This window comes from Lentzea californiensis (assembly GCF_024648825.1).
Classification (GTDB): Bacteria; Actinomycetota; Actinomycetes; order Mycobacteriales; family Pseudonocardiaceae; genus Lentzea; species Lentzea californiensis.
Genome location: NZ_JANBBE010000009.1, coordinates 40,999 through 67,232 on the forward strand (window position 1 = coordinate 40,999; position 26,234 = coordinate 67,232).

12 protein-coding genes are annotated in these 26,234 nt (G+C 70.9%); 2 read left to right on the forward strand and 10 right to left on the reverse strand.

Going from position 1 to position 26,234, the window contains the following annotated elements; all coding sequences use genetic code 11:
* Positions 1–79: 79 nt before the first annotated feature.
* From LX88_RS29245 to LX88_RS29255, 3 genes are all read right to left on the reverse strand, one after another.
* On the reverse strand, positions 80–2,764 hold the full coding sequence (locus LX88_RS29245; protein WP_258950986.1) for an AfsR/SARP family transcriptional regulator: 2,685 nt from the start codon (positions 2,762–2,764) through the stop codon (positions 80–82).
* A 308-nt stretch (positions 2,765–3,072) separates the two neighbouring features.
* Complete coding sequence (locus tag LX88_RS29250; protein ID WP_258950987.1) at positions 3,073–3,696, reverse strand: TetR/AcrR family transcriptional regulator; 624 nt, start codon at positions 3,694–3,696, stop codon at positions 3,073–3,075.
* Positions 3,697–3,705: 9 nt separating this feature from the next.
* The gene (locus LX88_RS29255) at positions 3,706–6,033 is read right to left on the reverse strand and encodes a glycoside hydrolase family 3 protein (RefSeq protein WP_258950988.1); all 2,328 of its coding nucleotides are present in this window, start codon (positions 6,031–6,033) and stop codon (positions 3,706–3,708) included.
* 262 nt (positions 6,034–6,295) lie between these two features.
* Here LX88_RS29255 and LX88_RS29260 point away from each other — a divergent pair, with 262 nt between their 5' ends.
* Positions 6,296–7,567, forward strand: a complete 1,272-nt coding sequence (locus LX88_RS29260; protein WP_258950989.1) for an MFS transporter — start codon at positions 6,296–6,298, stop codon at positions 7,565–7,567.
* Position 7,568: 1 nt separating this feature from the next.
* On the opposite strand, the gene LX88_RS29265 is transcribed toward LX88_RS29260, so the two are convergent.
* The 4 genes from LX88_RS29265 to LX88_RS29280 all read right to left on the reverse strand — a co-directional run bounded on the left by LX88_RS29265 (position 7,569) and on the right by LX88_RS29280 (position 12,017).
* A complete protein-coding gene (locus tag LX88_RS29265) occupies positions 7,569–8,135 on the reverse strand; it encodes a hypothetical protein (RefSeq protein ID WP_308203469.1) in 567 nt (188 codons plus the stop codon).
* Positions 8,122–9,717, reverse strand: coding sequence for a VWA domain-containing protein (locus LX88_RS29270; RefSeq protein WP_258950990.1), 1,596 nt, complete (start codon positions 9,715–9,717; stop codon positions 8,122–8,124). Before LX88_RS29270 ends, LX88_RS29265 begins: the two co-directional genes overlap by 14 nt.
* A gap of 88 nt (positions 9,718–9,805) precedes the next feature.
* A complete protein-coding gene (locus tag LX88_RS29275; protein ID WP_258950991.1) occupies positions 9,806–10,942 on the reverse strand; it encodes a toxic anion resistance protein in 1,137 nt (378 codons plus the stop codon).
* Position 10,943: 1 nt separating this feature from the next.
* Positions 10,944–12,017, reverse strand: a complete 1,074-nt coding sequence (locus tag LX88_RS29280; protein ID WP_258950992.1) for a hypothetical protein — start codon at positions 12,015–12,017, stop codon at positions 10,944–10,946.
* Between the two features lie 170 nt (positions 12,018–12,187).
* On the opposite strand from LX88_RS29280, the gene LX88_RS29285 reads away from it, so the two are divergent.
* A complete protein-coding gene (locus LX88_RS29285; protein WP_258950993.1) occupies positions 12,188–12,520 on the forward strand; it encodes a YciI family protein in 333 nt (110 codons plus the stop codon).
* Positions 12,521–12,718: 198 nt separating this feature from the next.
* Here the strand turns inward: LX88_RS29285 and LX88_RS29290 are convergent, their stop codons facing one another.
* From LX88_RS29290 to LX88_RS29300, 3 genes are read right to left on the reverse strand one after another with little or no spacing between them, the layout of a single operon-like run.
* Positions 12,719–13,675: an alpha/beta hydrolase-fold protein gene (locus tag LX88_RS29290; RefSeq protein WP_258950994.1), complete on the reverse strand. Its 957-nt coding sequence runs from the start codon at positions 13,673–13,675 to the stop codon at positions 12,719–12,721.
* The gene (locus LX88_RS29295; RefSeq protein WP_258950995.1) at positions 13,672–15,363 is read right to left on the reverse strand and encodes an ABC transporter ATP-binding protein; all 1,692 of its coding nucleotides are present in this window, start codon (positions 15,361–15,363) and stop codon (positions 13,672–13,674) included. Before LX88_RS29295 ends, LX88_RS29290 begins: the two co-directional genes overlap by 4 nt.
* On the reverse strand, positions 15,350–26,212 hold the full coding sequence (locus LX88_RS29300) for a non-ribosomal peptide synthetase (protein ID WP_258950996.1): 10,863 nt from the start codon (positions 26,210–26,212) through the stop codon (positions 15,350–15,352). Before LX88_RS29300 ends, LX88_RS29295 begins: the two co-directional genes overlap by 14 nt.
* Between the last annotated feature and the right edge of the window lie 22 nt (positions 26,213–26,234).

Consider the following 26,234-nt stretch of genomic DNA (forward strand, 5'->3'; position numbering starts at 1 on the left):
GCGAACTCGCCCGAGGGCTGTTCGGAACAGGCTGGAGAAACGCGATACGGCACGGATCGCACTTTGCTTGATCGGCCGGTCACAGACGTGAACGGACCTCGTCGGCCTTGGGCTCGCCCAGTTCCTCGAACAGGGTCACGGACTCCAGCCAGCACTTCTCCGCGCCACGGCGATCACCGAGGCCGTCCAGCGCCAGCCCGAGGTTGTCCAGCGACTCGGCCTGCCCGTAGAGGTCACCGATCGCCCGGAACGTCTCCAGCGCCCGTTCGACGTACGACACGGCTTCGGTGAAGTCGAGCAGCCCCCGGTACACCTCGCCGATGTTGTTGAGCAGGATGGCCTCGCTGTACGGGTCCTTGATGTCCGCGCGGATCTCCAGCGCCCGCAGGTACCGCGCCAGCGCGACGTCGAACCGGCCCGCGTCGGCGTGCAGCAGCGCGATGTTGTTCAGCGTCACGGCTTCCGTGTGCAGGTCGCCCAGCTCCCGGGCGATCTCGGCGCACTGCTCGTAGCACGCCAGCGCGTCCTCGGTGCGGCCCTGCACCATGTGCACGATGCCGATGTTGTTGAGCGTCGGCACCTGCCGAGACCTGTCGCCGGTCGCGCGGAAGATCGCGAGCGCCTGCTGGTTGCAGTCGATGGACTCGTCGTGCCGCCGGACCTCGCGCAGCGCGATGCCCAGCGTGATCAGCATCCGGCCCTCGGCGTCGCGGTCGCCGACCGACCGTGCGGCGGCCAGCGCCACGCCGTGCGTGTCGATCCAGTCCGCCCAGTGCTTGCGCAGGTTGAAGAAGTCCCACAGGCATTGAGCGAGGCTCCAGCACTGCTCGGGCAGTTCGTGCTGGGCGGCGTCGCGGATCGCGGCGACGAGGTTCGCGCGTTCGGTGTCGCACCACAGCAGGGCCTCGTCGCGGTCCGCGAACGTGCGCGGGTGCACAGCCGGGTCAGGCGGGCCGATCTCCAGCTTGCGCTGCGGGTTGAGCTGCTGCGCGCTGTGCCAGGACGTGTGCACGTACCAGTCGAGCACCCGGCGCCGCGCCAGCGCACGGGCGGGCGGCGGGTCGGCGGCCATGACCTGTTCGACGGCGTATGCGCGCAACAGGTCGTGCAGGCTGTAGCGGCCGGGAGTGTGCTGTTGCAGCAGGTGTTCGTCGAGCAGCGTCTCCAGCAGGTCGCCCGCCTCGTACGCGGTCAGCCCGGCGAGTGCGGCGGCCGAGTCGGCGGTGACGTCTTCTCCCGGGTGGAGTCCGAGGAGGCGAAACAGGCGCCTCTGGTTCTCCGGCAACGCCTGGTACGAGAGGTCGAACACGCCCCTGGTGCCGAGGCCTCCTCCCCGTTCGAGCCGGTCCACCAGGTCCTGTATCGTCCACTGTGGACGGCGGGCCAGGCGTTTCGCGGCGAGCGCGACGGCGATCGGCAGGTGCCCGCACAGCTCCGCGATCCGTTCCGCGGCCTCGTGATCGGCCCTCACCCGGTCCTCGCCGGCGATCCGGGAGAGCAGCGCGAGTGCCTCGCCGGACGTGAAGACGTCGAGGAGGACCGACTGCGCGCCGTCCAGCCGCAGCAGCGTGCGACGGCTGGTGATCAGGACCATGCAGCTGGAACCGCCGGGCAGCAACGGCCGCACCTGGTCCTCACCGGCGGCGTTGTCGAGCAGCACCAGCGTGCGCTTGCCCGTCAGCCGGTCGCGGTAGAGCGCCGCCCGTTCCTCCAGCGACTCCGGGATCTGCCCGCCGGGCACGCCCAGCAGCCGCAGGAAGCTCTCCAGCACGGCGGACGGGTCGGCGGGCAGCTCGTCGGCGTCGAAGCCGTGCAAGTCGGCCCACAGTTGCACGTCCGGGTAATGCTGAACGAGCCGGTGGGCCGCGCGCACAGCCAGTTTCGTCTTGCCGACACCGGCCATGCCCTCGATCGCGGAGATCACGACGGTGGTCTGCGGTCCCGGCTCGCACAGCCGCCGCAGCTCGGACTCGCGCCCGGTGAACTCCGCGATGTCCATCGGCAGCTGGCGGTGCGCGCTCAAGGCCGCGGGAGAGGGCACCCGGCTTTCGAGGACCACCTGCTGCAACTGGCGCAACCGCGCTCCGGGCTCGACGCCGACCTGCTCGATCATGTGCCTGCGGGCCGTCGCGTAGGCCTCGAGTGCCTCGTTGCGGCGGCCGGAGCGGTCCAGGGCCAGCATCAGCAGCGCCCAGAGCTCCTCGCGCAGCGGGTGCAGTGCCGTCTCCCGCCGCAACCGGTCGATCACGTCGTCGAACCGGCCCAGTTCCAGCGACGCCTTGGCGAACCGCTCGACGGCCGTGAGCCGGCGTTCCTGGATCCGGGTGAACTCCGCGCGAAGCAACGGGCCCGCGTTCAGCTCGGCGGTCGGGATGCCGTGCCACCTGGCCAGCGCCTGGCCGAACAGGCCAGCCGCGGCCTCCGTGTCGCCGTCCGCGAGCGCGTCCTCCCCTTCGTGCACCAGCCGGTCGAACGAGTCGAGGTCCAGTTCGCCGGGCTCGACCACGAGCTGGTAGCCGTGGCCGGCCTTGGTCTTCAGCCGGTCACCGAGGACCTTGCGCAACCCGGCGACGTAGGTGCGGAGGTTCGACTCGGGCGACACCGGCGGGGAATCCCAGACCGCGTCCGTCAGCTGTGCGACGCTGACGGCCTCGTTGGCGTGCAGCAGCAGCATGGTGAGCACCGCGCGCTGCCGGGGGCCGCCCAGCTCCAGCACCGTGCCCGCCCGCCGTACCGCCAGCGAGCCGAGCAGCAGGAACTCCACAGGTCGATCGCTCCTCGATGATCCAGGTCTTGGGGTGCACAGCCATCCTCGCGCACTTCCTGACGGTCTGTGCACGGCCTGGGCGAAATCTGTGCACGCCCCCTGTCATCTTTGTGTCCAGATCCGGTACCTGCGCCGCCGGGCCCGAACTCCCGGGAGTGGGGGTCGGCGCAGTTGCCGGGTCCGGTTCCCCCAGAACCCGGCCGGCGTGTGAAAAGTCACCGCGCACGTCGGCCAACTACCGCAAGACCGGTGGCCCGGTACGGGTCCCCCAGACTGAAACCGGGCCACCACCTTGCGGTCGACCTTCAGCCCGCCCAGCGGGCTCGCAGGGTTCGGGTGAACTCCTCGAACTCCGCCGTCATCGACACCTCGTCCGGTTGGAGCAGCCACTGCTGCTGCAACCCGTCGATCACGGCGATCGTCGTGCGCACCACCGAGTCGACCGGAGCCGCTGCCGCGATCTCCCCTCGTTCCTGACCGGTGCGCACGGCATCGGTCAGCCATCGCCGCAGTCCGCTGTAATGCCGTCGCACCCACGTGTGCGCGGGATGGCCGGGTTCGGTCGCCTCGGCGGCCAGCCGCACGAACAGGCCGACCAAGTGCGGACGCGCCGAGTTGCGCGCCACCAGGGCGGTCAGCGCGTCGAACGCCGCCCAGCCCAGCGGCGGACCCCCGCCGCCGGTCAGGAAATCGCCGTCCTGCCGGTCGCGTTCCTCCAGCACGGCCGTCAGCAGCGCCGCCTTGCTCGGGAAGTGGTGCAGCAGGCCGGACTGCGACAGCCCGGACCTCGCCGCCACGGCCGCGACCGACGTCCCCTTGAAGCCCGTCAGCGCGAACAGTTCGGTCGCGACGGCCACGGCCTTGGCCCTGGACTCCTCGCCGGAGACGTCCACCCGCGACTTGGCCCGGTACCGGGGCGGGACCGACACGGCGTCACCTCACTCCTGATCAGCGGGCAGGGTAACGCGGACGTCGCCGAGCCCGCGGGCGATCAGCGCCTCACCGCCGGTCAGCGGGTGCCAGCCGTCCGCCCAGACCCGTTGGGCCCGCGCGTCGCACGGCACCTCCACCCGCACGGTCTGCCCTGCCTCGACGTCCGCCACCGCGAAACCGACGAGACGGACCGTCTCGTCTCGCGGGCGGAGGTAGACCTGCACGACCTCACGGCCGGCGCGTTCGCCGGTGTTGGTGAGCCCGACCGAGACCGAGGCGAGCACGCCGTCCACAGTGGACGTACGCGCGTCCCCGTACTCCCAGGTCGTGTAGCCGAGACCGTGGCCGAACCAGAACAACGGCTCGGATGCGCCCCGGTAACCGATCGCGGTGCCTTCGGAGTACACCAGCTCGCCGTCGGACGGGATCAACGGCAGGGCGTCGGCGTCGGAGCGGGGGAACGTCGTGACCAAGCGCCCCGCCGGTTCGATGTCGCCGAGCAACGCGGCTGCCACGGCGTCACCGGCCTCCTGGCCCGGCAGTCCGGCCCACAGCACGGCGTCGACCTGTGCGAGCCACGGCATGAGCACCGGCGTGGCGGCGTTCACCACGACGACCGTTTGTTTCGCGGCCGCCGCTACTGCTGCGACCAGCGCGTCCTGCTCGCCGGGCAACGCGAGCGTGGTCTTGTCGAAGCCCTCGGTCTCCTGCTCCTCGGTGAGCCCGACGACCACGACCGCGACGTCCGCCTCCCGTGCGGCCCGTACCGCGGCACCGATCGCGTCGGCGGGAGCGCGGGGGACCGGCTGGGTGATCAGGCCGACCAGCGCACTGGCCTCGCGGACGCGCGCCGTGATCCGGTCACCCGGCGACAGCAGCACCTCGGCCGTCCAGTGCGGCGGCTTGAGCAGTGCTTCCTCGACGATGCCGTTCGCCCAGGCCAGAAGTGTGGCGTGCTGCCGTCCGCCAATGTCGATCGTCCAGTCGCCGAAGCCGCGCACGCCGACCAGCAGCCGCGCCGGCTCGTCCAGCACGACCTCGCCGGACACCTCGATCGACGCGGCGCCCTGCGCCCAGCCGCCATAGGCCGCGAGTTCGGCGATCTCCATCTCGCGGGTGGCCAGCACCTGGCCGTCGGCGTCGTACGTCGTGGCGCGGATGTCCTTCAGCACCCCGGCGCTGGGAGCGGCGTACCGGACCCGGACATCCACACCGTCCACAACGGACACCGAGGAGCCGAGCCGCGAGGTCAGGCCGTCCGCGATGCTGATGACGTGCGGTGGCCGGACACCGGCGGAACCACCGCCCTGCGCGACGGTGTCGGTCGCGTGGCGCCCGATCAGTGCGACACTGGACTCCGGCAACGGCAGCACGCCGGAGTTCTTCAGCACGGTCATGCCACCTGCCGCGAACCTGCGCAGCTGCTCCCGGCGCACCGCGCTGTCCGGTGCGGGCAGGTCCTGGGGCCACGAGCGCTGCTCGCCGAACGCCCCGGTCCGCGACGCCAGGAGCAGCAGCCGGGTCAGGTGGTCGTCGACGACCGGCTCCGCGACCTCGCCCGCCCGCACGGCCGCGACCAGTTCGTCCTCCCACGGACCGCCAGGGCCGGGCATGACCAGGTCGAGACCGCCGTTGGCGCTCGCCGCGGTGGACTTCGTGGCGAACCAGTCCGACATGACCAGTCCGTCGAACCCCCACTCGCCCTTCAGCACTCCCTCGACGAGCTCGGTGTGCTCGGTCGCGGGGATGCCGTTGACGTTGTTGTAGGCCGCCATGACCGCCCACGGCGCGGAGTCCTCGACCACGATCTCGAACGGCAGGAGGTAGACCTCGCGCAACGCCTTCTCGTCCAGCACCATGCTCGCCGTGCGCCGCTCGGTCTCGGACTCGTTGGCCACGTAGTGCTTCGGCGTCGCCGCGATGCCCTTGCCTTGCAGGCCGCGCACGTAGGCGGCCGCGATGACGCCGGTGAGCAGCGGGTCCTCGCTGTAGGCCTCGAAGAGCCGGCCGCCGAGCGCCGTGCGGTGCAGGTTGATCGTCGGGCCGAGCACGACGTGGACCTGTTGTGCCGCCGCCTCGTCCGCGAGCACCTCACCGACCTCGCGCGCCAGTGCCACGTCCCAGTGCTGGGCGAGCAAAGTCGCGTTCGGCAGCACGCACGCGATCGTGCCGCCCCTGAGCTCGGCGCCGCGGACCCCCGTCGGGCCGTCGGACAGCTTCAGCGACGCCAGGCCGATCTCCGGCTCCGCGTGCAGCGCGAACAGCGCGGAACCGGTGAGCAGCCGGACCTTCCGCGGCAGGTCCAGCCGGGCGATCGCCTTCTCGATGTCCATGCCGTCGAGCAGACCAGAAGGACCGACCGAGTACTCGGTCGGTATGTCTTGCCGTTACCGTTCGGTTATCTCGCCGTGATGCGGCGGGGGGTTGGGTTCGAAGCACGGACGCCGGACCGATGCAGTCGATGGGGCAGGTGTTAGGAGTCGTCTCCGCGCGCGTGCTTGCTAACGTTGTGTTCATGCTGGGGGGCATGGTTCACCGTGTGCGGACGTTCGTGTCCTCCGCGCACCACCTGTTGCGACGAGCGGTGCTCGACTGATGGGTCGTCGCGCGTTCGCGTTGCTGTGGGGCGGCCAGGTGGTGTCCCTCACCGGGTCCGGCGCCGCCACCTTCGCGCTGAGCATGGCGGTGTACGCGGCGACCGGACAGGCCGCCGCGCTCGCCCTCGTGCTCGCCGCGAAGTTCGTCACGAGCATCTACCTCGCGCCGCTGGCGGGGGCGGTCGCGGACCACTTCCCGCGGCGCGCGGTGATCATCACCTGCGACGTGGCGCTCGCCTGCTGCGCACTGGTGCTCGCGGCGCTCGCCACGTCGCTCACGCCCGGCGTGATCGGTGCCATCATCGCGGTGGTGGCGCTGTCCGGCCTCGTCGACGCTGCCCTCTCGGTGAGCCTGGCCGCCTCGGTGCGGCAACTGCGCGGCGAGGCGGACCTCACCAAGGTGAACGGGATGGTGTCGTTCGTCGAGAACCTGCCGACGTTCGCCGGTCCGGTGCTCGGCGCCGCCGTGTACAGCTTCGCGAGCCCGTCGCTCGTGTTCCTGTTCGACGCCGTGAGCTTCACGGTCGCCGCGTGCCTGGCACTGGCGGCCCGCTGGGACTCCACCCCGGCCGGACCGAAACGGCCGCTGCGCCCGTTCGCCGGGGCGGCCGAGGGGGTGCGGTACATCCTGCGCGACCGCAGGTTCAGGCGGCTGCAGCTCTCCTTCGCCTGGAACAACTTCTTCAACGGCATGGGCGCGGCCGTGCTGACGGCGTTCGTGCTCACCTCCGCGGACGACCCGGAGTGGAACCTCGCGCTCTACAACATCGCGAGCTCCGCGGGACTCCTGCTCGGTGCGTCCGCGGTCGTCCTGCTCGCAGGCCGGGTGCCCCGGCGGTTCCTCATCGGCGGCGGGGTGCTCGCCGGTGGTCTGGTGGGCAGGGTCGCGCTGGTGGCGACCGCGCTGCCGTGGGCGTGGGCGGTGTCCGGCTGCGCGCGCAACATCGCCGTGCAGGTGACCAACGCGCCGCTCACCGCGATCTGGCAGGAGCGCGTCCCGCCGGAGAGGCAGGCGACCGTGTTCGGCGCGCGACGGCTGCTCGGCCAGGGTCCCTACCCGGTCGCCGTGCTGCTCGGCGGCGTGCTGACCGACCACCTGGTGTCCGCGGCCACGTTGCTGCTCCTGCTCGGAGCGGCCGAGGTCGTCGTCGGGCTCACCCTGCTCGCCGGCAGGGCCGTCGCCGAACTGAGCGAGGCACCCGCCGCGACCCCGGCTCCCGCCGGTGGGGGTGTGAAGACGCCGGCCATCCCGCCTGACGCGGATCGCTGAGCTATCCGCGGTCCTCGAGGTAGCGGGTGTGGTCGGCCTGCCGTTGCGCGTCGGCCGCGTGGAACCGTTCCGCGGTCCTCCTCGAGTCGGCGTGCAGCAAGTCCAGCTGCCGCACCAGTTCCGTGCCCGAACCACGTGCGGCTGCGTACCACCACGGCAGGTTCAGGTAGGTCTGCACGGACAGCGGCAGGTCGGTGCCGACGAGCCGGGTGACGGCGTGCAGGGCGTCCGGGTCGGCGCGCAGTGCGCGGGGGCGGTCGAGCATGCCGCGCAGGACCTCGGCGATCTCCGCGATCTTCGGCGCTACCTCGTCCGGCACTCGCAGGCCCCGGACCCGTTGCGCCAGCGCGTCCAACTCGGATCGCAGCGCGCCCGCTTCCTCCTCCGGATCGGTCACCAGGGTGATCCGCTCGGGCGGCGCGGCCAGGGCACCCACGCCGTAGAGGCCGATCACGACGACGACCCAGTACGACCCGGCGAGTCCGGCGAAGTGCAGGGCGAGGCCGATCAGCCCGCCCACACAGCCTGCCAGGTTCTTCCAGGAGGCCAGGTACCTACTGATAGCCACGGATCTCCTTGAAGGCGGCCGAGAGCGAGCGGCTGCGGGCGTCGAACACCTTGCCGCCGCTCATCTTCGCCACCTGCTCCATCTCGGCCGCGGCGCTCTCGCCGAACAGCACGGGGAAGATCGGGATGCTCTTGAGGTCCGGCGGCAGGCTCAGGTGGAACAGCTGGAAGTCGGTGATGCCCTCGCTGCCGGTGTTCTCGCCGTCGGTCATCAGCACGATCGACGTGAAGCGGTTCGGGTCGGCGTCGATCTGCTGGCGCAGCACGTCGTAACCGCCGCGCAGGCTGCTGTAGATCGCCGTGCCGCCGGACGCGTCGAGGTTCGTGGCGGTGGCACGGATCTGGTCGAGGACCGGGCGCGGGTCGTTCTGCGGCACCTCGTACTTCAAGGCGGGTTGCGCGCTGCTGCTGAACGGCAGCAACGTCACCTGCTCGCGGCCGTGGAACCGGCTGAACCTGCCGGCGAGCGACTCGTCGGCACCGGTCAGCCCGGTGAGGGCCTGGCGCAGGCCGTCGATCCGGTCGCCCTGCATCGAGCCGGACGTGTCGAGCACGTAGAGCGTGCGGGACGGGCGGCGCAGCTGGTCGAAGTACGTGGTGATGAGACCGTCCACAGCGGACTGGCTGCCGGGGAACGGCAGTTCCACGAGGTCCTTCGTGGCGAACTTGCCGTCCAGCTGCACCTGCGGCACGGCGGGCCGGCGGTGCGTGGTCTCCATGATCTTGCGCTGGACGTCCGCGCTCCTGAGGTGGTCGGACAGCTTCCGGTGCGCCTCACGGGCTTCCGACGACGCCGACGTGAGCAGCGTGAGCGGGTAGTCGGCCGTCACCACGCCGTCGCTCGGGTAGACCAGCGTCAGCGGCTGGGGCATCGACAGCAGCACCGACTCGTAGTTGATCAGACCGTCCACCCTGGCGCCGGGATCCTGCGCGCGCCGCTGGTAGGCCTCCGACAGCCAGCCGGACGAGCCCGCCGACAGCTTCTGAGCCGAGAAGAACTGCTTGAGCTGCGGCGCGACCGCGTCGATCCGTGCCGCGTCGAGTGCCGAACCCGACCCGGACAACGCGGCCGCGACACCGACCAGCGCGGAGAACCCGGAGTTGGAGGCGGACGGGTCGGTCATGCCGTAGGTGAACTTCTGCGCGCCCGCGGCCTCGGCGATCTCCGCCCAGCCGACGCGTTTCGTGTCCCAGCCCAGTTCCCGCACCTTCGCGGCGGGCAGGCCGAGCACGACGGGTGACGACATCACCTTGGCCGGCGTGCTGAGCCGCTTCTGGGCCTCGGGCACGAGTTCGAGGTAGCGGTTGGAGGAGAACCAGACCGCGTCGAAGCCCTGCTCGGCCGCACCGCTCGCGACCTTCTCGGCACCCTCGACAGTGCCGGTGAAGCTGAACTTCACGCTGATGCCGGTGGCCTTGGCGGCCTCGTCGAGGATCGGCTGGAGGTCGGCCAGTTCGCTGCCCGCGAGGACGCGGAGGGTGCCGGGGGCGGCGTCGCCGACCGGTCTGGCCGGATCTGTCGAGTCGGAACATCCCGCCAGCAGCGCCACGACGGCGGCCGCGGGGATGAGACGGCGGATCATGCTGGCTCCTGGGAGTCGCGCTGATGGCTCGGGAGTGGGGCTGGCGGACGGAGTCGTGCCTGTACTGGTGCGGCGGCGAGCTGACCGGTCACGGCTGGTCCCCGGTCTCCCGCACGCGGGTCAGGCGGTCGTGGGCGCGCCGGATCTCGGTGTCCAGCGCGGAGACCGTGCTGGACATGGAGTCGGCGGCGCGGGCCCTGAACGTGTCGATCGCGTCGATCGCCGCGTAGATCTGGTCGAACGAGGTCCGCACCGCCTCGACGCCGACGGCGGGGGTCGAGGCGATGCGCTGGATCTCCTCGCCCTGCAAGGACATCAGCGTCGCGTTCGAGCGCAGGATCGAGTCGGTCAGGCCGCGCACCGCGTCGACCTGGTCGATCACCTCGCGCTGCCCGGCCAGCGCCGCCGCGACCGCCACGCCGATCCGCAACGCGGTGACGGTCGTGCTCACGGCCCGTTCGATGCCCTTGACCAGCTCGTCGTTGTTGCGGCGCACCACGTCCAGTGCCATGTACCCCTGCGCGCACACGGCGAGCTGGGTCAGCAGGTCCTGATGCCGTTGCCGCAGGCCGAAGAGCACGTCGGCGCGCAACGCCTGGGCGCGTGCGGGTTCGGCGAAGTCGAGGACGGCCACCTGGCGCTGCACCGCCTCGTCCATCTCGGCGGCCAGGGCGGCGTCCTGCGACAGCTGGGTCATCAGGTCCCACAACCGTTGCCGCTCGCCTTTGATCGCGGCGTTGTCGCGCTTCAGCGCGTCCTGACCGGACCGCAGCCTCAGCACGATGCGGTTGAGCGGCTCGTCGGCCGCGCGCAGCCGTGCCAGCAGGCCGCGGGCCGAGTTGCCGCCGGGGAGGAAGCCGAGGATCTTGCGGCCGGTCAGCTTGCTCAGGTCCTGCGGATCGAGCTCGCGGACGGAGCGCCGCAGCTCGGTCAGGCTGGTCGAGACCTGGGCGCCGTGCGGCGACGAGACGGACGCGAGCGTGCGGTCGAGCAGCCGGCCCGCGATCTGCGCCGCCAGCCGCATCTCCGCCTCGCCGAGCACCAGTGCCTCGTCGGCGATCCGGCTGAAGTCCGGTGACTGCGGGTCGACGGCGCCCAGGGCCGACACGAAGGCCTCGGCCCGTGACGACAGCTCGGTCCTGTCGGCGACGGGGATGAGCCCGGCCGCGCGGCCGACCGGTACGGGTTCGACGGGATCCGGTGGCGTCAGAACGAAATCGGTCATGTCAGTACTGCTTCGCGATCGCCTCGAGCATCCGCTCCAGGGTCTCGTGCGCGGGCGGTTCGACCACGTCCACGATCGTCTGCGGCACGGTCAGGTCCTTCTCCTCGACGACGTCGTTGAAGTGCCTGGGATCCGCTGTGCGGAAGCCGAACGTCGCGGCGAGCCTGCCCAGTTCGGCATCGCTCTGCAGCAGCTGCCCGACCCGGTCGCCGGCCTCGCGCAACGGCACGAGCGTGTGCTTGGACAGCACCGTCGGCGCCGGGTAGAGCAGCTTCATGTCCGGCCGGACCGACGAGTCGCCCCGCACCACCCGGTCCACGAACTGCGCCTCGTACGCCAGCACCAGCGGCGTCTTGCCCATGCCCGCGGACAGGTAGTCCTCGAACGGGCCCTCGGTGCTGCTCTGCGTGTATCCCTGGTCCAGGAACAGCTTCGACACCGCGGGCAGCACCTTGGCCTCGGCGTCCTGCGACGACACCACCCCGCTGTTGGCGACGAACGACGTGATCGCCAGGTACATCGCCGCCGAGTTCGAGTCACGCGGATCGGTCGTCGTGACGAGCAGGTTCTTGCGCGCGGGATAGGCCGTGTTGCCCGGCAGCTGGTCCCAGCGCGTGCCCTTGGCCGCGAGCTCGAGGTACGCCTGCACGTCGAACGTCTGGTAGCCCGGCCCGGACTTCACCACACCGGCCTTCGTCAGCAGGCCGACGACCGGGTCGAACGTGGCGATGACCATCGGCGACGAGAACGGCGCGTACGTCCGCGCGGCCTTGCGGTCGCGCTGGATCTTCTCGGCGGCGGGCGCCGAGGACGGGAACGCGAAGTCGTACGAGTTCAGGTCCGTGGCCGTCGCGATCTGCCGCGACCCGGCCGGATCCACCTCGACCACCAGGCCGTGCTTCGCGAACACGTCCTTGACGCGCTGGTCGGCGAAGAAGGCGAGCTTCTCCGAGCCGATCACACCGCGGACGGTCTGGAGCCGGGCCTGTTCGCCGGAGCCCTGCCCCAGGACGACGGCCGTCACGACACCCACGAGCAGGACGACCGCAAGACCGATGCCGAGCGTTCTCTTCACTGTCCACCTCTACGAAAAGCCCTGCCGGAGAACAGATCTTTCGTCACTTCGACGCCGTGCCGGGGTGAGTGGTCGCAACCGTGAGGTGAACAGTCGATGAACGCACCGATGAGTTCCGGGCGGCTCGGGAGTCGGTACCGGTGAAGGGTACGAATGGAGGAGGTTCCGCGATGAAGTTCGTGACGATCGGCTACGGAGAGCGTGCCGACTACGACCGAACGGCAGCGGCCGTGCGGGACGAGGCACACGCGCACGATGCACGCCTGCGCGCGCAGGGAGCGGAGGTGGGCGTCGCAGGGGAGCCCGTGCAGGTCCGCAACCCCGGCAACACCGGCACGACCACGAAGGCAGGGGCGTTCCTCAGGTCCGGCCTGCCGATCGCGGGGTTCGCGATCATCGAGGCCGACTCGGTGGAGGAGGCTGTGCGCATGGTGGCGGGGACTCCGTGCGCGGTCGCGCACGGAGTCGTCGAGGTGTGGCCGCTCCAGTCAGCCCAGGGGTGACCTGTCGTCCACGGACCACTTGTGGCCGAACGGATCCGTGAAGCCGCCCTGCCGGTGCGTGCCCCACGGCATCTCGTGACTCATGACCGGGGAACCAGAAGCTCCCGCGGCCACTGCTCTGGCGACGACGCCGTCGGTGAACAGCTCGACCCCGACGGCGTCCGGCTCAGTGATCGCCGGACGATCTGGTGGCGAGACCTAACCGAGCAACCAGGCGACGTCACGCACCAGCGCATGCCGCCACCCCACGCGGTCGTGGCCAGCGGGGGAGCGGTTCACCCGCACCGCCGCACCCGCTTGCGCCGCGAGCTCCTCCACGACCGAGCAGTGCCGGTGCATCCTCGGCTCGTGCTCGCCGACGTCGAACGCGACGCGCAGACCGGAGAGATCAGGCCGGGACCGCAGCCTTTCCGCCGTGTCACCGCCCGCCGGGCCGTCCAGTGACAGACCGGACCGGGGCAGGTCGCGGGCGTACCAGAACGACCCCGACTGGCATGCCACCTTCGACACCAGCGCGGGGAGGTCCAGTGCCGCCTGGAACGCGCTGAGCCCGCCGAGGCTCTGCCCGGCCACCACGAACCGCGACAGGTCCACGGTCACGCCGTTCGAGGCGAGCAACGGCAGCAGCTCGTCCCGGATCGCCTGCCACAGCTCGGGAGAGCTGTACTCGGCGTCGCGATCACGAGGCGTGGGGAGGAAGACCAGCGTGGCGGGCGGCATCTCGCCGTTCTTCACCGCCGACTCGAACGCCGCGACAGCGGGGTGCGCGTACATCCAGTCGTCGCCGTCGAGCAGCAGCACGACCGGCTTGCCGCCTTGGTGCACGCGCACTGTCTTGCGTCCCAGCGAACCGTTCCACCGGATGCGGAGCGCCGGTACGTCCAGCACCTCGTCCGGGCCGGCGACCGGCCAGTGCGGCTGCGGCTCCAGGTCCGGCGTGGTGAAGATCGACCGGTTCAGGCCCGCACCGGCCGGATTCGACGGGTCGGCGTGCTCCTCGCCGTCCGAGAAGAAGTGGTAGGTCACCCGCAGCCGGGCCGGCATCTCGACCTCGGCGGACCACAGGTCGTCCTTCTCGTGCGTCAGCTCGACCGGGTCCAGCACGCTCTCGAACCGCAGCGAGGCCGGGCCTCCGCGCCACTCGAACCTGGTCATCGGGCCACCGCCAGCTGGTAGGAGGAGTCGCGACCGAGCAGTTCGCGGTGCGTGCCCTCGGACGCGACCGTGCCGCCGTCCAGCACGATCACCCGGTCGGCCACGTCGAGCAACGCCGGGCTGCTGGTGATCACGATCGTCGTCCGGCCGCGGCGCAACTCGGTCAGGTTGCGGGCGATGAGTTGTTCGGTGACCGCGTCGACGGCCGTGGTCGGGTCGTGCAGCACCAGGATCTCCGGGTTCGCGGCCAACGCCCGCGCGAGCGACAGCCGCTGCCGCTGCCCGCCGGACAGGTTCGCGCCCCGGTCGCGCACGGCGTAGTCGAGGCCGTCGGAGTGCAGGGCCACGACGTCGGTCAGCATCGCGGCGGACACCGCCTCCTGGACCAGCGTGCTGGTGCCGGACGGATCGACGTTCTCCCGCAACGTTCCCGCGAACACCTCGTGGTGCGACGGGTTGACCAGCAGGTGGGTGCGCACGCTCTCGATCGTCAGAGCCGCGACCTCCTGCTTGCCCACCCGGACCACACCCGAGTACGAAGCCGGGGGCACCTCGACGGACAGCAGGGCGGCCAGTTCGGCCGCGGCCTGCGGCTGGTACGCGGCGATCGCCACGAACTCACCTGGCTGCACCGAGAACGTCAGCTCCCGCAACGTTCCGTGCGTGACGCCGGAGACCTCGAGCCCAGCCTCCGAGATGACCTCCTCGACACCGGGGGTCATCCGCGCGGGGGCGGCCAGGACCAGCGCCATCCGTTCGGCGGAGGCCCGCGCGATCATCACGTACTTCGGCATCTCCGAGAACAGCTTCAGCGGCTCGATCAGGAACTGCGCCAGCCCGACCACCATCACCAGCTGGCCGATGGAGATCTCGCCCCGGAACGTCAGCAGGCCCGCCCACAGCGTCACCGCCGCCGCCAGCAGCGAGTTCAGCGCGAGCGCCAGCCCGGCGTAGACGCCGTTGACCCGCGCCACGACGATCGACTGATGCTTCGCCTCGGTGCTCACCCGGCGGTAGGCCTGGAAGGCGGCGTAGCTGCCGCCGAACCCGTGCAGCGGCCGCAAACCGGCGATCAGGTCGGACACCTTCGCCCCGGCCCGTGCCACCTTCGCCTGCTGCACCTGGGTGTTGCTGCCGATCCGCCGCGACATCACGCTGAGCACGCTCAGGATCGCCGCCGTGCCGGCGAACACCAGCACCCCCAGGGGCACGCTGATCACCACCAGCACGACACCCGTGATGACCACCGACACCAGCGAGCTGATCAGCAGCGGCACCACCTCGATGATGTCCGCGGTCTGGTCGGCGTCCTCGGTGGCGATGGTGAGCACCTCGCCGGACTTCAGGTCGACCTCGCGCGCCACCGGCTGCAGGCCGCGGTCCGCGACCTCGACCCGCCACCGGTGCGCCTCGGTCGTGTTCGCCTTCTGCAGGATCCGCATGCCGAACCGCCACGAGTACGACACCGTGGCCATGACGAGACCGAGCGCGAGCAGCGCCAGCCCGAGCGAGCTGACCTGCCCTCCGCGCAGCGCGTACTCGACGATCACGCCGAGCAGGATCGGCACGGCGGTCTCGGCGGCCTGGTAGGACCCCATCAGCAGGGTCCCGGACGTCATGGCGCCGCGGTTGCGGCGCAAGGCGATCCTCAGGATCTCCTTGCCGGTGTGGACTTCAGTGTTCGTCAACGTGCCGCGCAATCGCTTCGGGAGTGGAAAGGGACAGCAGGTCGCGGATCGTGACGACGGGACCGAACTCGCGGCGGAGCAGTCCGATGAGCCGCACCGCGAGCATCGAGTGCCCGCCCAGGTCGGTGAAGCCGCTCGCCATGCCCACCTCGTCCTCGTCGAGGTCGAGCGCCTCCGCGAACATCTCGCGGACGAGCGTCTCGGTCTCGGTCAGTTCCCGGTCCTCGGTCTTGGTCATCAGGGTGCCGAGCGGACGGGCCTCGGGCAAGGCCGCCGTGTCCGCCTTGCCGTTGACGGTGAGCGGGATCGCGTCCACCGCCGCGTAGTGCGACGGCCGCAGGTAGTCCGGCAGGCCGGCTCCGACCTCCGCCGCGATCGACGGGATGTCGCTGCCGTCGGCCAGCACCAGGTACGCCGCGAGCCGGTACGCGCCGTCGACCTGCGGGTCGGCCTGCGCGACGGCCGCGACGAAGCGGACGCCCGGATGTGCCGCGAACCGCGCCTCGACCTCGCCCAGCTCGACGCGGTGACCGCGGATCTTGACCTGCTTGTCAGTGCGGCCCAGGTAGAGCAGGTTGCCGTCCGGGCGCCGGATCACCAGGTCACCGGTCCGGTACATCCGCTCGCCGGGCACCCACGGGCACGCCACGAACCGTTCGGCGGACTGCCCCGGCTGCCCGAGGTAGCCACGCGCGATGCCCACGCCCGACACGTAGAGCTCACCTGCGACGCCGTCCGGCACGTGCCGCAGCCACGGGTCGAGGACGTAGACGTCGGTGTTGTCGATCGCCACGCCGACCACCGGGTCGACGCAGTCGAACGTGCCGACGCCCAGCGTGTTGATCGTGTACTCCGTGGGCCCGTAGAGGTTGTAGCCGATCGTGCCCGGGGTGTCCGCGAGCCGCTGCCACAGCGTCGGCGTGACGGCCTCGCCGCCCAGCAGCACCAGTGCCGGCTTGTGCTCGGCGCCCAGCAGCCCTTCGGCCAGCAGTTGCTGCGCGTAGGTCGGCGTCACGTTGATGACGTCGATCTCGTGCGCGAGGCAGTACTCGACCAGCCCCGTCGCGTCGCGGCGCAGCTCCTCGTCGCAGATGTGCACCTCGTGGCCGTCGGCGAGCCAGAGCAGCTCCTCCCACGACATGTCGAAGGCGAACGACACGGTGTGCGCGATCCGGAACGTCCGGTGCCCGTGCTCGGCCAGCACCGGCTCGAAGATCCGGCGCTGGTGGTTGACGAGCATGTTGGTCAGGCCTGCGTACTCGGTGACGACGCCCTTGGGCTTGCCGGTCGAACCCGAGGTGTAGATCGTGTAGGCCGCGTGCTTGAGCCTGTTCGGGTCGCCGGGCGCGAACGTGGTCACCGGTTCGGCGTCGGGCCACGGCTCGTCCAGCCTGAACGTGGTGCCCTGGATCCGCGGTGCCACCGCGCTAGTCGTGATGGTCAACGCCGGCCGTGCGTCGTCGATGATCGCGGCGATCCGCTCGTCCGGGTGGTCCAGCTCCAGCGGCACGTACGCCGCGCCGCAGCGCAGGACGCCGAACAGCGCCACGACCCAGTCCAGCGACCGGGGCACCGCGATGGCGACCGAGGTCTCGACGCCGATGCCCTTGCCGGACAACACTCCCGCCAGGTGACGGCTGCGGTCGCGCAGTTCGGCGAACGTCATCGTCCTGCCGTGTGCGACGAGAGCGACGCGGTCCGGGTCGCGGTCGGCCGCCTGGTCGAACAGGTCGACCACGGTGAGGTCGCCGAAGTCGTTGGCGGGGTTGAGCTCCGGCTCCGGTCCCGTGCCGCGGATGGTGCCCAGCGGGCCTTCCGCGGTGGCGAGATCGCCGAGGATGCGCAGGTAGTCGTCGAACAGCCGCTCGGCCAGAGCGGGGGCGGTGACCTCCGGCCGGTACTCCAGCTTGACCGTGAGCCGCCTGCCCGGCGTCACGACCCAGGTGAACGGGTAGTGCGTCGAGTCCTCCGACTCGTGGTCGACGATCCCGTTGCGCGCGTTGAGCTCGTCGAACGTGCTGTCGTCCAGGAAGTTCTGCAGCACGAACAGGTTGTCGAACAGCTGGTCGTGCCCGCTCGCCCGCTGGATCTCGCCGAGCCCGACGTGCTCGTGCTCCATGGCGTCGACCCGTGAGGCCTGCACGTTCGCGAGGAACTCGGCCGCGGTGTCCTGCGGTCGAGCCGACACGCGCATCGGCACGGTGTTGAGCAGCACGCCGACGACGTCCTCGGTGCCCTCCTCCTCGCGCCCGGAGACCGTGACGCCGAAGACCGCGTCACCCCGGCCGGTCTCGCTGCCGAGCACCAGCCCGAGCGCGCCGGTGACGACCGAGTTGAGCGTGACGCCGTGCCTGCCGGCCGCCTCCCGGATCCGGCTGGAGTCCTCTTCGGACAGCGTGCGCACGATCTTCGTCGGCAGGGTGTCCGAAGTGGACCCGTCACCGAGCAGGGTCGGGCCGGGCAGCTCCGCCAGGTACCGGGCCCAGAACCGTTCCGCCGCCTGCTGGTCCTCGGCCGCCAGCGCCCGGCAGTAGCTCTCGAAGCTCGGCGCGGCGGGAGTGGAGTCGACCGGCTCGCCCGCCAGAAGTGCTCGGTAGGCACCGAACAGGTCGCGCAGCACGATCTCGCGCGACCAGCCGTCCCACAGCAGCAGGTGGTAGCTGAACAGCAACGCGTCCCGGCCGTCCGGCAGCCGCAGCACGGTGAGCCGCACCAGCGGGGGCCGGTCGAGGTCGAAACCCGTGCCGCGGTCCTCGACGCGCAGCGCGTCCACCGCGTCCTGGTTCAGCACGTCGACCGTGCGGACCTCGACCTGACCGCCGGCCGTGAGGACCTGGACCGGCGTGCCGTCCTCGTCCGCGAAGCCCGCGCCGACGACGGGGTGCCTGGCGATGACGTGCGCCATCGCCTTGGCCAGTGCGCCGGTGTCGAGGCGGCGGTCGAAGGTGAAGTAGCTCTGCGCCACGTAATGCCCGGCCGCGCTCAATGCGGCCTGGAAGTACAGGCCGCGCTGCAACGGCGACACCGGCGCGGTGCGACGCGTGGTCACCGAGGTGTCCGCGATCCGTTCCAGCGCCAGCAGCCAGCGTGCCGCGATCTCGTCCGACACGTCGTCGGTGAGCGCGAAAGTCGCCCGCAGGCTGCCGGTGCCCGTGTCGACCCAGCAGTTGACCTCGACCGCGTACGGGCTCGGCTGCGAGCCCATGTCGAGGTGCAGCGCCTGCGACTCGCTGCCCCGGCCGAGGTAGTTGAACAGCACCTGCGGCTTGGGCAGCGCGGCGAGCACGGGCGCGGTCTGCGGGTTGAGGTAGCGCAGCTGGCCGTACCGGACGTGCTGTTCCTCGTCCGGCTGACGCTCCACGAGCTCACGGGCGGCGTCGACGGGGTTGGTGTGCGGGCTGAGCTTCACCGGCGCGATGGAGGTGAACCAGCCGACCGTGCGGGTGTAGTCGTGGTGCTCCAGCACGGGAACGCGGCCATGGCGTTCCAGCTCGACCACCAGGTCCGTCGGCGTGCCCTGGATCTCGGTCAACGCCGTGCGCAGCGCACCTGCCAGCAGTTCCGTCAGGCCGATGCCGAGCGCGGTCGGTGCCGTGTGCACGACGAGGTCGGTGATGTCGGCCGACAGGGTGACCGTGACCTCGCGCTGGTCGCCGACCTGCGGGGTGAGGGACGGGGTGTCGAGCACCTCGACCCAGTGGCGCAGGCCGGTGCCGGACTGCGCGCCCAGGGTCAGCGCGCTGGTGTAGGCCGCGAAGGAGGTGGTCGCGGGCGCCAGGCCCTCGCCGCGCAGGGCCGCGTTGATGTCGTCGAGCAGGATCAGCCAGGAGACGGCGTCGACGGCGAGGTGATGCACCACCACGACGAGCGTGCGCGTGGCTTCGAGCCACGTGAAGGCGGCCATGACGCCGGCTTCGGGGTCGAGGCGGCGAGCGGCGTCGTTGGCGGCGGCCTGAGGGTCGTCGCCGGTCGCGACGAGGACTTCAAGATCACCAGAACTGTCGGGCCCGCTTGGGATGATTGGAGTGGGGACCCGATCCCCCCTGGGGGTCTGCGAGTCGGAATCGATCCCGAACGACCACACCCCGTCCGCGATCGTGAGCCGCATTCGCAGGGCCGCATGAGCCTTCACCACGGCGGCAGCCGCACGTCGCGCGTCAGCCAGACTGGCGCACTCGACCTGCCGTGCCTGGGCGAACAGGTTCAGTTCCCCGCCCAGCTCGCGCTGCCGCAGCACGATCGGCGTCGGCACCACCGGCCCGTCCCGCTCCGCGACCACGACCGGCGCGGCGACCGGCGCCACCGCGAACTTCGAAGCCAGCGCCCGCGGCGTCTTGTGCAGGAACAGGTCCCGGGGCGCGATCCGCACCCCCAGGGCCCGGGCCCGGTTCACCACCCCGATCGCGATGATGCTGTCGCCACCGGCCACGAAGAAGTCCGTGTCCGCGTCCACCGCGGATCCGGGCAGCACGTCCGCGAAGATGCCGACCAGCGACTCCAACGCCGGCGAGCCGGTGACGACAGGCGTGTCCTCGGCAGAGCGAGCGCGCTGTTCCAGCGCCTTGCGGTCCAGCTTGCCGTTGACCGTCAAGGGCAAAGCGTCCAGTGCGAGAACCCGCTGCGGCACCATGTGCACCGGCAGCTTCGACCCGAGCACGGCGAGAACGTCCGCAGCCGGCGTGCCCACCACGTGCGCGACGAGGTGGTCGGCGGTGTCCGCCACCGTCACGGCCACGTCGACGACACCCGGTACCGAGCGGATCGCCGACTCGACCTCGCCCAGCTCGATCCGGAATCCCTTGAGCTGCACCTGGTCGTCGGCGCGACCGAGGAACTCCAGCTCACCGTCGAGGTTGCGGCGCGCGAGGTCACCGCTGTTGTACATGCGCGAACCGTCGCCCGCGAACGGGTCCGCCACGAACCGGCTGCACGTCAGGTCCGGCCGGTCGTGGTAGCCCAGGGAGAGCTGGGTGCCCGCCACGTAGATCGCGCCGGCCTGGCCGGGAGCGACCGGCCGCAGCGACGAGTCCAGCAGGTACGTGCGCAGGCCCGGGATCGGGCCACCGATCGGGCTGACCTCACGCCCGGACGCGAAGTCCGCGGAGTCCAGCACCCGGTGCGTCACGTGGACCGTGGTCTCGGTGATGCCGTACATGTTGACCAGCTCTGGCCGTGAGGTGCCGTAGCGCTCGACCCAGCCGCGCATCCGCGACAGCTCCAGGGCCTCGCCGCCGAAGATCACGCGGCGCAACGCGGGCAGCGGCTCGCTCAGCCGGTCCGCCTCGATGAACTGGTAGAACGCCGACGGCGTCTGGTTGAGCACGGTGACGCCACGCTCGCGGACGAGCCTGTGGAAGTCGACCGGTGAGCGCGTGAGGCCGTGGTCGGGGACGAGGAGCTCGCCGCCGTGCACCAGTGCGCCCCACATCTCCCAGACCGCGAAGTCGAACGAGTACGAGTGGAACTGCGTCCACACGTCGTCCGGCCCGAAGTCCATGTCCGGCTGGGTGTTCGCCAGCAGCGACACCACGGCGGCGTGCGGCACGACGACGCCCTTGGGCTTGCCGGTCGACCCGGACGTGTAGATCACGTAGGCCGGGTTGCGCCAGTCGAACGACGGAACCCGTGCCTCGCCGGGCACTTCCTCGCCGTACACCAGCACCCGCGCGGGCACGCCGGCCGCGGAGAGCAGCCGCTCGAAGCGTTCGCGGTGCTCGGCCTCGACCAGCACGACCTGCGGTGCCGAGTCGGCGAGCACGTGCTGAAGCCGCTCGTCCGGGTAGGCGAGGTCCAACGGCACGTACGCGCCACCGGCTGACACGATGCCGACCAGCGCCACGACCTGCTCCAACGACCGCCCGATCGCGACCGCGACACGGTGGCGCGGCCCGACACCCGCGTTGACGAGGGTTCGAGCGAGCCGGTTCTTGGCGTCGGCCAGCATCCCGTACGACAGCCCCTCCGCACTGCCGTCGAGGTGGCACATCGTCACGGCCCGTGCCGACGGGTCGCGCTCCGCGGCGGCGTCGAACAGCTGCGCCAGCGTGGTCGGCTCGACCTCGGCTGCGGCACGCGCCGACGAGAGCTCGACGGCCGGGATGTTGTCTCCGTGCAGCAACGAGTTCAGCGTGTCGGAGAAGGCCTGCAAGATCCTGCGGGCGCCGTCCGGGCGCACGACCGTCGTGTCGTAGATCAGGTTGAACCGCAGTGCGCCGTCGAGCGCCCGTTCGACCACCAGCGTCAACGGGTAGTGCGGCGCACCCTCGTTCACGACCTCGGCGATCGTGAACGGGCCTTCCAGCGCAGTCACGTCGGTGGCGACGTCGAAGACCACGAGCGTGTCGAACGCCGAACCGTGCGGAGCCTGCCGCCCGATGCGGGTCAGCGACACGTGCTGGTGCGGCAACACCGCCGTCTGGTGCGAGCGCACCGACTCCAGCAACGAACGCGCGGAAGAGGAATCGGACCAGCCGACGCGCACGGGGATCGTGTTGATGAACAGGCCGACCATCTCGTCGATGCCCGGCACGCCGGCGTCACGACCCGACACCGTCGACCCGAACACGACGTCCCGGCTGCCCAGGATCCCGCCCAGCGTCACGCCCCACGCGCTGTGCACGGCGGCGCTCAGCGGCACACCGGCCGCACGCGTCGCGGCGTCCAGGCCGGGGGCCGCGTCGATCACCACGTCGTCGAACAGCTCGGACGGCGTGTGCCCTTCCGCCACGAACGAAGGCGCCGCGAGCCCGGCGAGCTCCTCGGACCAGACCCGGTCGCTCTCCTCGGCGTCGGCGTCGGCCAGCCAGCGCACGTAGTCGGCGTAACCGCCGCGTGGGTGCACCGAACCCGGCGTGGCGTACTCGGCCAGCAGCGCGCGCAGCATCGGCGGCACCGACCAGCCGTCCGCGATGATGTGGTGCACGGTCTGCACCAGCACGTACCGCTGCGGCGCCACCCGGATCAGCGTGAAGCGCATCAACGGGCCGCGCGCGAGGTCGAACCCGGCGACGCGGTCCCGTTCGGCGTACTCCTGGACCTCCTCGCCGGTCATGCCCTGACCGTCCACGGTGGAAAACTCGGGCCGGACGCCGGACTCCAGCACCGAGACGACCCGGCCGTCGTCGAGACCGACGAACCGGGCGGCGAGGTTCGGGAACAGCTCCAGCACACGGGCCGTGGCCGCCTCGAGCCTGCGGGCGTCCACGGGGCCGGTCAGCGTCAGCAGCTGCTGCTCGACGTACCGGTGCGCCGACTCGTCGTCGAAGACGGAGTGGAAGTACAGGCCTTCCTGCAGCGGCGTCAGCGGGAGGATGTCGCGCAACGCCGGGGAGTCCAGCGAGTCCACGTCGGACTGGGACAGCGGCAGCAGGTCGAAGTCGCTGGGGGAGTGGCCGCCCTCGGTCAGGGCAGCGAGCCCCTCCAGCGCGTCGGCGAAGTACCCGCCGATCTTCGCGGTGTCCTCGTCGCTGAACACGCCGGACGGCCAGGAGAGGACGGTGACCAGTTCCAGCTCGCCGTCCGCGCCGGGCTCGGCGGAGGCGTTGAACTCCAGGGCGCGCGGCAGCCGCATCGCCGGATCGCGCTTCTCGCCGAGCTGGCCCGCGTTCTCCGCGAGCTGCCAGTCCCCGGTCGTGCCGCCGGAGAACCGGCCGAGGTAGTTGAACAGCACCTGCGGGCGCGATGTGTTCAACCGCTCGTCGCGCAGGTACTTCAGAGCGCCGTAGGAGACGCCGTTGCTCGGCACCCGAGCCAGGTCCTCCTTGACGCGCTTCAAAGCCGCACCGAGATCGTCGACGTCGACCGGGTCCACCGTCACCGGGAACAGCGTCGTGAACCAGCCGACCGTGCGCGACAGGTCCGGGTCGAGCGGCACGAACCTGCCCTCACGGCCGTGGCCCTCCAGCTCGATGTGCGCGAACGTCTGGTCCTGACCGTTGTCACGCCGCCACCGGGCCAGTGCGACCGCGAGACCGGTCAGCAGCACGTCGTTGACCTTGGCGTGGAACAACGCCGGCACGTCGCCCAGCAATGCCGCGGTCACGGCCGAACCAACGGTGACCGTCCGAAACTGTTCGCCCGCAACGACATCGGCGTCGGTCAGCTCACGCCGGCCGAGCAGCTGGTCGACACCCGGCAGCGGGCGCTCGTAGTACGAGCGGTCGCCCTCGAACCCGGCCTTCTCCAGCAGCTGGGTCCAGCGCCGGAACGAGGTGCCGACCGGCCGGAGCTCCACCGCCGCACCGGAGGAGACCTGCTGCCAGGCCTGGGCGAGGTCGTCGAACAGGATGCGCCACGAGACACCGTCGATCACCACGTGGTGGATCACGATCACGAGCTGACGAGCCTCTGACCGCCACACCGCGCGCAGCATGATGCCCGCGTCCGGGTTCAGCCCCTCGGTCGCCGCCGCGACGCACTCCTCCAGCGGCGCGTCGCTCTCCTCCCACAACGCGTGGCCGTCAGCGGGGATGTCGAACGACCACCGCTCACCCCGGACGAGCTTGGCGCGCAACATGTCGTGCCGCGCGACCAGCGCGTCGAGGATCTGGGTCAGCGCGTCGGCGGTCAGCTCCGCCGGGGTGTTGAGCACGACCGACTGCACGAACCCGTCGATCGCGTCCGTCGTCTCACCGAGCCACTGCACGATCGGCAGACCCGCCACCGGGCCCGTGGGCACGTCGTCGTGGTCGACCGCCGAGGCACCGTCACGGGTCGCGACGGCGGCGAGCGCGCGCGGGGTGCGGTTGACGAAGATCTGGGTGGCGGTGACGAACAGGCCTTCCGCGCGTAACGCGCTGAGCAACGAAATGGCGAGGATGCTGTCGCCGCCCAGCTCGAAGAAGTCCTGGTCCGCGCCGACCTGCTCGACCCGCAGCACCGAGGCGACGGCCGCGCAGATCACGGCCTCGTCGTCGTTGGCGGCGGCGGTCACCGGACCGGTCTCCACCACGGGCTCGGGCAGTGCGCGGCGGTCGAGCTTTCCGTTGGGGGTCAACGGGAACTCGCTCATCACGACGATGTGCGCGGGAACCATGTACTCGACCAGGTGCTCGGTCGCCCACTGCTTCACGGCGTCCGAGGTCAGGCTCTCGTCGGACGGCACGACGTACCCGACGAGGTAGTTGCCCCCCGCCGAGTTCTTCCTGACCACGACACAGGTGTGGCGCACGCCGGGGTGCTCGGCCAGCGCGACCTCGGCGTCCTCCAGCTCCAGCCGCATGCCGCGGATCTTGACCTGGTTGTCGACGCGGCCGAGGAAGTCGAGCGACCCGTCCGGCGCGAACCGCGCCAGGTCTCCGGTGCGGTACAGACGTGAGCCGTCGGTGGCGAACGGGTTCGCCACGAACCGCGACGCCGTGAGGCCCGGAGCGTTCACATAACCGCGTCCCAGCAGGAAACCGCCGATGTACAGCTCGCCGCCGACGCCGACCGGGCACGGCCGCAGCTCGTCGTCGAGGACGTAGAGATCGGTGTTCGGGTTGGCCTTGCCGATCGACGTCGACAGCCGCTCGGCCTCGCCGCGGTAGATCACGTGCGAGACGCCGATCGTGGCCTCGGCCGGGCCGTACCCGTGGTACATCGGGATGTCGAGCTTCGCGCGGAACCGTTCGTAGAGCTCGGACGTGAGCACCTCGCCGCCGCACCACACGTGCCGCAGGCTGGCCAGTTCGCCGTCGCCCGCGATGTTCAGCAGCACGTCCAGCATCGACGACACCAGGTACACGAACGTCACGCGGTGGCGGTCGATCGTGTGCAGCAGGTGGTGCGGGTCGCGCTCGCCGCCGGACCGCACGACGACGGTCCGCCCGCCGCACACCAGCGGCAGGAAGATCTCGTTGATGGAGATGTCGAACGACAGCGGCGCCTTGAACAGCGACGCGTCGGAGTGTCCGAAGTGGAGGATCTGGTGCACCTGCCACAGCAGGCGTTCGCTGATCGCCTCGTGGCGGATCATCGCGCCCTTGGGGCGGCCGGTCGAGCCGGACGTGAACATCACGTACGCGAGCTGCGCGCCGCGGATCGCGACGTCGGTGGGATCGGCGGGGTAGCCGGAGAAACCCCACTCGGAGAGGTCGACCGCGACGGCCTCGGGCTCGCCTTCCCGGCCGCTGCCCAGGAGCAGGACGACCTGCGCGTCGGTGATCACGGACTCGCGGCGGGAGGCCGGCCACTGCGGGTCCAGCGGCACGAACGCGGCCCCCGCCTGCAGCACGGCGAGCAGACCGACGACCATCTCGGCGGAGCGGTCCAGGGAGATGCCGACGACCTGTTCGGCGGCGATGCCGCGCTCGAGCAGGTGGTGCGCCAGCTGGTTGGAGCGGGACAGCACCTCGCCGTAGGTGAACGCGCGCTCGCCGTCGTTGATCGCGACGGCGTCCGGGCGCTGCCGGGCCTGCTCGCGGAACAGCTCGACGACGCTCGGCCGGTCGCGATGGAACTCGTTGTCGTTCCAGCGGGTCAGCTCCGCGAGCCGCTCGCCGGCCGTCTGGGACGTCAGCGTGCCGATGGCGCGGTGGGGGAACTCGGCCAGGTCGTCCAGGGCTCGTTGTGCCGCAGCCGGGTCGACGCCGTCCGGCACGGGGATCGCCCAGCCGTCAGGTCGCTCTGCGACAGCGGAGTTCTGGCCCTTGTCGGCCCACACGAGCACGTCGCTGAACAACGTCGCGGGGGTGAGCTCGAGCCCGTCGACCGTGAAACCGGGGATGGCCCAGTGGTTCAGGGCGACGGCACTCGCGATGGCGATGGTCCGCTGGGGGTACTCACCGGCACGGCGCCGAACGGAGGTGATCCGGGCGGTCGAAAGAAGTACGTCGTGCTCGGCCATCTGTTCCATCGACGACTCAGCCATCCCTTCACGATCGGTGAAGGAA